The organism is Azospirillum formosense, from assembly GCF_013340925.1.
Classification (GTDB): Bacteria; Pseudomonadota; Alphaproteobacteria; order Azospirillales; family Azospirillaceae; genus Azospirillum; species Azospirillum formosense.
Genome location: NZ_WHOR01000303.1, coordinates 1 through 6,393, shown reverse-complemented (window position 1 = coordinate 6,393; position 6,393 = coordinate 1). Strand labels below are relative to the sequence as shown.

6 protein-coding genes are annotated in these 6,393 nt (G+C 71.4%); all 6 read right to left on the bottom strand.

Annotated elements, in window-relative coordinates:
- Positions 1–30: 30 nt before the first annotated feature.
- A complete protein-coding gene (locus tag GBZ26_RS25610; protein ID WP_174441256.1) occupies positions 31–438 on the bottom strand; it encodes a hypothetical protein in 408 nt (135 codons plus the stop codon).
- Positions 431–1,393, bottom strand: a complete 963-nt coding sequence (locus GBZ26_RS25605; RefSeq protein ID WP_174441255.1) for a hypothetical protein — start codon at positions 1,391–1,393, stop codon at positions 431–433. The genes GBZ26_RS25610 and GBZ26_RS25605 overlap by 8 nt, the downstream gene beginning before the upstream one ends.
- On the bottom strand, positions 1,390–1,920 hold the full coding sequence (locus GBZ26_RS25600; RefSeq protein ID WP_174441254.1) for a c-type cytochrome: 531 nt from the start codon (positions 1,918–1,920) through the stop codon (positions 1,390–1,392). The genes GBZ26_RS25605 and GBZ26_RS25600 overlap by 4 nt, the downstream gene beginning before the upstream one ends.
- On the bottom strand, positions 1,917–2,456 hold the full coding sequence (locus tag GBZ26_RS25595) for a DUF3341 domain-containing protein (protein ID WP_174441253.1): 540 nt from the start codon (positions 2,454–2,456) through the stop codon (positions 1,917–1,919). Before GBZ26_RS25595 ends, GBZ26_RS25600 begins: the two co-directional genes overlap by 4 nt.
- Positions 2,457–3,797 carry an NrfD/PsrC family molybdoenzyme membrane anchor subunit gene (gene nrfD, locus GBZ26_RS25590; protein ID WP_174441252.1) on the bottom strand — a complete coding sequence of 447 codons (1,341 nt, stop codon included), beginning with the start codon at positions 3,795–3,797 and terminating at the stop codon, positions 2,457–2,459.
- Positions 3,798–3,800: 3 nt separating this feature from the next.
- A partial coding sequence (locus GBZ26_RS25585; RefSeq protein WP_174441251.1) for a 4Fe-4S dicluster domain-containing protein occupies positions 3,801–6,393 on the bottom strand: 2,593 nt, incomplete at its 5' end.

Sequence of the window (6,393 nt, the reverse complement as noted above, 5' to 3'; positions counted from 1 at the left end):
GCAGGAGAGCGAGCAGGGCCGGCAGCCGCATCATTTCCCCTCCTCCGGCCAGCCGCGCTTCGCCAGCAGCGCCATGGCGTCCTCGATGGGAATGCGGGCGAGGCCGGCGCCACGGTCCACCCAGCCGAGGGTGTGCAGCTCCTTGCCCTCCGCCGCGCGGAACGCCTGGAGGTCGCGGGCCGGCGACCCTTGCAGCCGTGGCGGCGGCGGCTCGATAGGGGTGTGGGCGATGGACGCGACCGGCAGCCGGTCGGTCATGCCGAGGAACAGCGACGTCATGCCCCAGACCAGCAGAAGGACCAGGCCCACGCTCGCCAGCGCCAGCAGCCCGGCCACGAACAGCTTGAGCGGCGGGACGTCGGCAACCTCGTGGCCACGCTCCAGCGAGGTGCGGTCCAGGGAGGTGCGGTCCAGGGAGGGGTCGTCCAGGTCAGCCATGGCCCGGCGCCTCCGTCAATCGGTTCTTCCGGCGCAGCAGGCCATGCCCGGTCAGCACCAGCGCACCGCCGAACAGGAGCGCCGGCGGCAGGTGCCAGACCGCGTGCTCCTTGAAGGCCGGCAGCACCAGCCAGAGCATGTCCACCGCGTGCCCGGCGAGGATCAGCAGGCACAACGCGCCCAGCACGCGCGGGCTGCGCCGGGCCGGCGGGAACAGCAGCGCCGCGAAGGGCAGAACGCCCTTGAGGAACACCAGCGCCCAGGCGAACCATCCCCACGGCGCCCCGCCGCGCGCCAGGTACCAGGAGACGAGGTGCGGCTTGTTCCCGGACCACACCACGAGGTACTGCATGAAGGCGATGTAGCCCCAGCTCAGCACCAGCGTCAGCAGCAGCGAACCCATGTGGCCGAGCTGTTCCGGCTCCGGCGGCGGGCCGTCGCGCAGGCGCAGGCCCAGCGCCGCCGCGAACCCCGCCTGAGCTGCCGCCGTCAGGACCAGCAGGCCGTAGGCGGAGGAGGCGAACTCCGGCTCCAGCGACATCATCCAGTCGATGCCCGCGAAGGTGACGGTCAGCCCCAGCACGATCAGCCCGGCGGCGGCGGCCGCCCGCTCCATGTTTGGCCGCATCGCCAATCGCGCCAGCAACCACCACACAAGCAGATACACCACCGTCCGTCCGGCGAAGAACCAGGGCGCCAGCCAGAACGCCTTTTCCGGCGTCCCCTCGCGCATCCACGGGTAGATCAGGCCCGCGCCCAGCAGCACCGGCAGGACAGCCAGCGCCGCGAAAGGCAGCGTGCCGGTAACGGCGGTCAACTCGGTGACCAGAGGCCGGCTCCAGCCGGTGGGGAACAGCCGGGCCATCAGCAGCAGCGCCAGCGCGCCGACCGGCAGCCACAGCACCACCATCGCGGCGGCCAGCCAGCATTCCAGCAGGAAACGGAGGATCGTCATGGGCTGCCCTCCAGCTTCGCGCGCAGATCGTCCGGCAAATCAGCGGCGGCGACCCGCCGGCTGAGCTGGAGAGCGCGGATGTAGGCCAGGATCGCCCAGCGGTCAGCGGGCGCCACACGCGCGGCATAGGAGTACATGGCGCCGTAGCCGTTGGTCATCACGTCGAGGAAGTGCCGGTCCGGCGCGTCCACCAGCCGTTGCTCGAAATAGCTGGGCGGGTTGGGGAAGCCGCGCTGCACGATCATGCCGTCGCCCTCGCCGGTGCGGGCGTGGCAGGGCGCGCAGTTGATCTCGAAGCGCTCGCGCCCGCGCGCCAGCAGGGCCGCGGTCAGCCGCGGGCGGGTGGCGAGCGCCTGCTCCGCCGCCAATTCGTCGCGCGCCACGGAACCGTCCGGCGGCGGCTGGTTGACGCGGTGGTCGGGCAGGCGCTCGGCCGTCTCGAACGCCCTGCGGTTCGGCTGCTCCGTCATGCGCTGGCCGCAGGCGGCCAGCAGGATGACGGCGAGGAGAACGGGGGCCGCTCTCATCCCGGCACCTCCGACACGGACACCGCGCCGCACGCCTCCAGGAAGGCGCGGGTGCGCTCGGGCCGGAAATGGGGGTCGGCGGCCTCGATGCACAGGAAGAAGCGGTCCACCTCGGCGGCGGAAAAGCGGGGAGCCTCGAACACCGGGTGGTTGAGGCGCGGCAGACGGTTCAACGCCAGCATGGCGAGTGCGGCGAAGATCGTGGCACCCAGCACGGTCAGCTCGAAGGCCGGCAGCACGAAGGCCGGCCACGCCGCCTCGGGCCGTCCGCCAATGTTGAGGGGGTAGCTGACGACGTTGGCGTACCATTCCATGAACAGGCCGCCGCCGCCGCCGAACACCCCCCCGGCCAGCGCCGCCCAGGCGACGGGCGAGGTGTTGGTGCCCAGCGCCTCGCCCATCCCGCTCACGGGCATCGGCGTGTAGGCGTCGAGCCGCCGGTAGCCGTCGGCCCGCGCCTGCCTCACCGCGGCCAGCAGCCGGCCGGGCGTGTCGAACTCGGCCATCAGGCCGTAAAGGGGGAGCGGCCGGGGCATCTATCCCTCCCGTTCCTCGTGCAACACCTCCTTGACCTCGGCGATGGGCACCGCAGGCAGGAAGCGCACGAACAGCGTGAAGGCGAAAAGGAAGAACCCGACAAGGCCGAAGAACAGCATCCACTCCCACAGGCTCGGCACGTACGGCCCCCAGGAGGAGGGCAGGAAATCCCGGGACAGCGCGCTCTCGACCAGCATGTAGCGCTCGAACCACATGCCGAGCGTCACCGCCAGCGCCACCGCGAACATCACGGGCATGGTGCGCCGCAGCCGAGGCAGCCACAGCATCTGCAGAGGCACGAAGTTCAGCACCACCGCCGACCAGTAGGACAGCGCGTACGGCCCCGCCACGCGGTCCAGAAGCGTGCCGCGCTCGAACGGCTCGGCGCTGTACCACGCGGTGAAGGCGTCCATGACGTAGCCGTAGGAGGTCATCAGCCCGGTGGCGAGCAGCCACTGGCCGAGCAGGTCCATGTGCCGGTCGGTGATCAGGTTGCGGAAGCCGAAGACCGTGCGCAGCACGATGGCCAGCATGACCACCACGGCGAAGCCGGAGAACACCGCGCCCAGCACGAAGTAGGGCGGGAAGATCGTGCTGTGCCAGCCGGGAATGGGACCGACGGCGAACAGCAGCGCCACCCCCGAATGCACCGACACCACCAGCGGCACGGCGATGGCCGCGACGATGACGTAGGCGCGCCGCCAGCGCGCCCAGTGCGCCGCCGAGCCGCGCCAGCCCAGCGCCATCAGTCCGTACACCACCCGCCGCCGGCCGGTGGCGGTGTCGCGCAGCGCCGCCATGTCCGGGATCATGCCCACGTACCAGAAGATCAGCGAGACCGTCAGGTAGGTGAAGAAGGCGAACATGTCCCATTCCAGCGGGCTGCGGAACTGCGGCCAGACATGCATGACGTTGGGGTAGGGGATGACCCAGTAGAAGTAGAAGGGCCGCCCCAGATGCAGCACCGGGTACATGGCGGCACAGGTCGCCGCCAGAAGGGTCATCGCCTCGGCGAAGCGGTTCAGCGAGTTGCGCCAGTGCTGCCCGGTCACCAGCAGCACCGCCGAGATGAAGGTGCCGGCGTGCCCGATGCCGATCCACCAGACGGTGTTGGAGATGGCGATGCCCCAGTTGACCGGGATGTTGATGCCCCAGACACCGACCCCCTTGAAGAACAGCCAGAAGATCGACACCAGCAGCATCGCCACCAGAAGGCCGCTTGCCCCCAGCACGGCCAGCCACGCCCAACCCGAGCCCGGCGGGTGCAGGACGGCGCCGGCGATCTGCGCGGTGACGCCGCGGTCGCTGAGATCGGCGGGAAGCGACTTGCCCTCGGCCATGCGTCACGCCTCCTTCACGCGGCGACGCCCATGGCTCTGAGCGGGGCCGATGCGGGCGAGGTAGGTGGTGCGCGGGCGGGTGCCGATCTCCTCCAGCAGCGCGTAGGCGCGGCCGTCCTTGCGGGCTTTCGCTACGGCGCTGTCCGGACGGTTCTTATCGCCGAACGCGATGACGCCGGTCGGGCAGGCGGCCTGACAGGCGGTGCGCACCTCGATCGCCGCCGGGTCGCGGCCGTCGCGCTTGGCGTCCTGGCGGGCGCGGGCAATGCGCTGGACGCAGTAGGTGCACTTCTCCATGACGCCGCGCGCGCGCACGGTGACGTCCGGGTTGTATTGCAGACCCTGCTGGTCGGCGGCGATCTGGCCGTATTCGAAGAAGTTGAAGCGCCGCACCTTGTAGGGACAATAGCTGGAGCAGGTGCGTGTGCCGATGCAGCGATTGTAAACCTGTTCGTTGATGCCGTCCGGGCTGTGCACGGTGGCGTTCACCGGACAGCCGACCTCGCATGGCGCCTTCTCGCAATGCATGCAGGGGACGGGCAGGAAGTGGATGCGCGGATCCTCGGGCGCGCCCTCGTAATAGGAATCGACGCGCAGCCACAGCATCTCGCGCCCCATGGCGACCTGCTCGCGTCCGACCGGGGGCACGTTGTTCTCCGCTTGGCAGGCGATGACGCAGGCGTTGCAGCCGATGCACAGGTCGGTGTCGATGGCCATCGCCCAGGCGTTCTGTGGATAGGACCAGTCGGGATAGAGGCTGGGCGGCGTCTCCTCGATGGGCTTGAGCGTCGGAGAGTCGGGGGTGACCACGCGGATCGGCTCGGCCTCGGCGATCTCATGGTGCGGCTGGGTGGTGACCAGCGGGCGGCGCTCGCCGGTCTTGCGGATTTCCAGCCCAGTCGTCGTCCACGGCGCACGGGAGCCGCGCAACGCATAGGCATCCACCCCCACGCCATCGCCCACCCGCCCGGCGCGGCGCCGTCCGTTGCCGAGGAACAGCGTGACCGAACGCTCCGCCTGTCCGGGCTGCACCAGCACCGGGGCGCGCAGCGTGCGCCCACCGATGCCCAGCTCCACGATGTCGCCGTCCTTCAGATCCCGCTCGCGGGCGAGCGCCGGGCTGACCGCGGCGTGGCTGTCCCAGCTTATCTTGGAGATCGGCTTCGGCAACTCCTGGAGCCATGCGACATTGGCGCGCCGGCCGTCCCACAGGCAGGGATCGGGCCGCAGCGTGAGTTCGATGCCGCTGCCCGGCTCCGGTGGCGCGGCGATGCTCCCGGACACGGGGGACACCTCCACCGGCGCTTCCGCCGTACCCTCGACGAAGCCCCGGTGCAGCGCCCGCCGCCACGCCGTGTCGTCGGCCAGCCGGTCGCGCCACGTGTCCCGGACCAAGGCCTGCGCCCCGGCGAAGGGATCGCCGGTCAGCATGGCGGTGATTTCCACCAGGGGCCGCCCGCCGAAGATCGGGCGGATGGTGGGCTGGAGGATGGTTGCCGTTCCGTCCACCGCCCGCCCGTCGCCCCAGCTTTCCAGAGCGTGCGCCACCGGCGCGTGCCAATGGCAGAGCGCTGCCGTCTCGTCCGCGTGCAGCCCGGCGTGCAGGCGGAACGGCACGCGCTCGCACGCCTCGGCGAAGCCCAGGTCGGCCGGCGCGGTGTAGGCGGGGTTCACATCCAGCATGAGCAGCGCGCGCACCTCTCCGCCATCCATGGCGCGCACGAGGTCGGCAAGCGGCTCGGCGTTTGCCGTGACCGGGGCGGTGTAGGCGACCGCGCCCGTCCGCAACGCCGCGTTGATGCGGTGCGCCGTGGCCTGCGCTTCCGGCGGCAGATCGGTTCCCGTGGTCACCAGGGCACGGTCGCCGTGCCCGCGCAGCAGCCTGGCCGCCTCGACCACCCAGGCCCGCTCCCGTTCGGTCAGCGTCACCTCGCCCGCGGTGCCGGGCACGGACAGCGCGCCGGCCAACGCATGGGCCAGCAGCGAAAGGCGGTCGGCTTCCACCGGCAGCCGCTCGGCCGCCACGGCGCCGGTCGGTGTCGGCGTGGCCTCGGCCACCATCAGGCGGGGCAGGTTGTCGGGCAGGCGTCCCTGTGCCCGCCGTGCGGCCCAGCCGAACGCGTTGCGCAGCTGCGCCGGGCCGGTGCCGAGCGGATCGTCGCCCAGGCTCACCACCACGTCCGCCCGCTCGAAGCGCGGATGGACGGCCAGCGGCCGGCCGAAGGCGAGTTGCGTGCCCTCCTCGCGCCGTTCGGACCCGATAGCCTCGTGGACATGCCAGCGCACCTCCGGGAACTGGCGGCGCAGCGCGTCGATGTGGCGCAGCAGGGTCGGCGAGGTGATGGCGCCGGTCAGCAGCCGCACGCCGCGCCCGCCATCGGCCTGCCAGTCGGCCCGCTGTGCCGCGACGGCGGCGGTGAAGGCGTCCCAGGTCGCCGGCCGGTCGAGGTGGCGGGGCGTCTGCGAGCGGTCGGGGTCGTAGAGTTCGAGCACCGCCGCCTGGCTGTAGGCGTCGAGCGCCGTCGGGTTGACTCTGCCGCTCGCAAGGGGGTGGTCGGGGTTGCCGTCCAGGCGGCGGTGCTCGAACTCTACGACC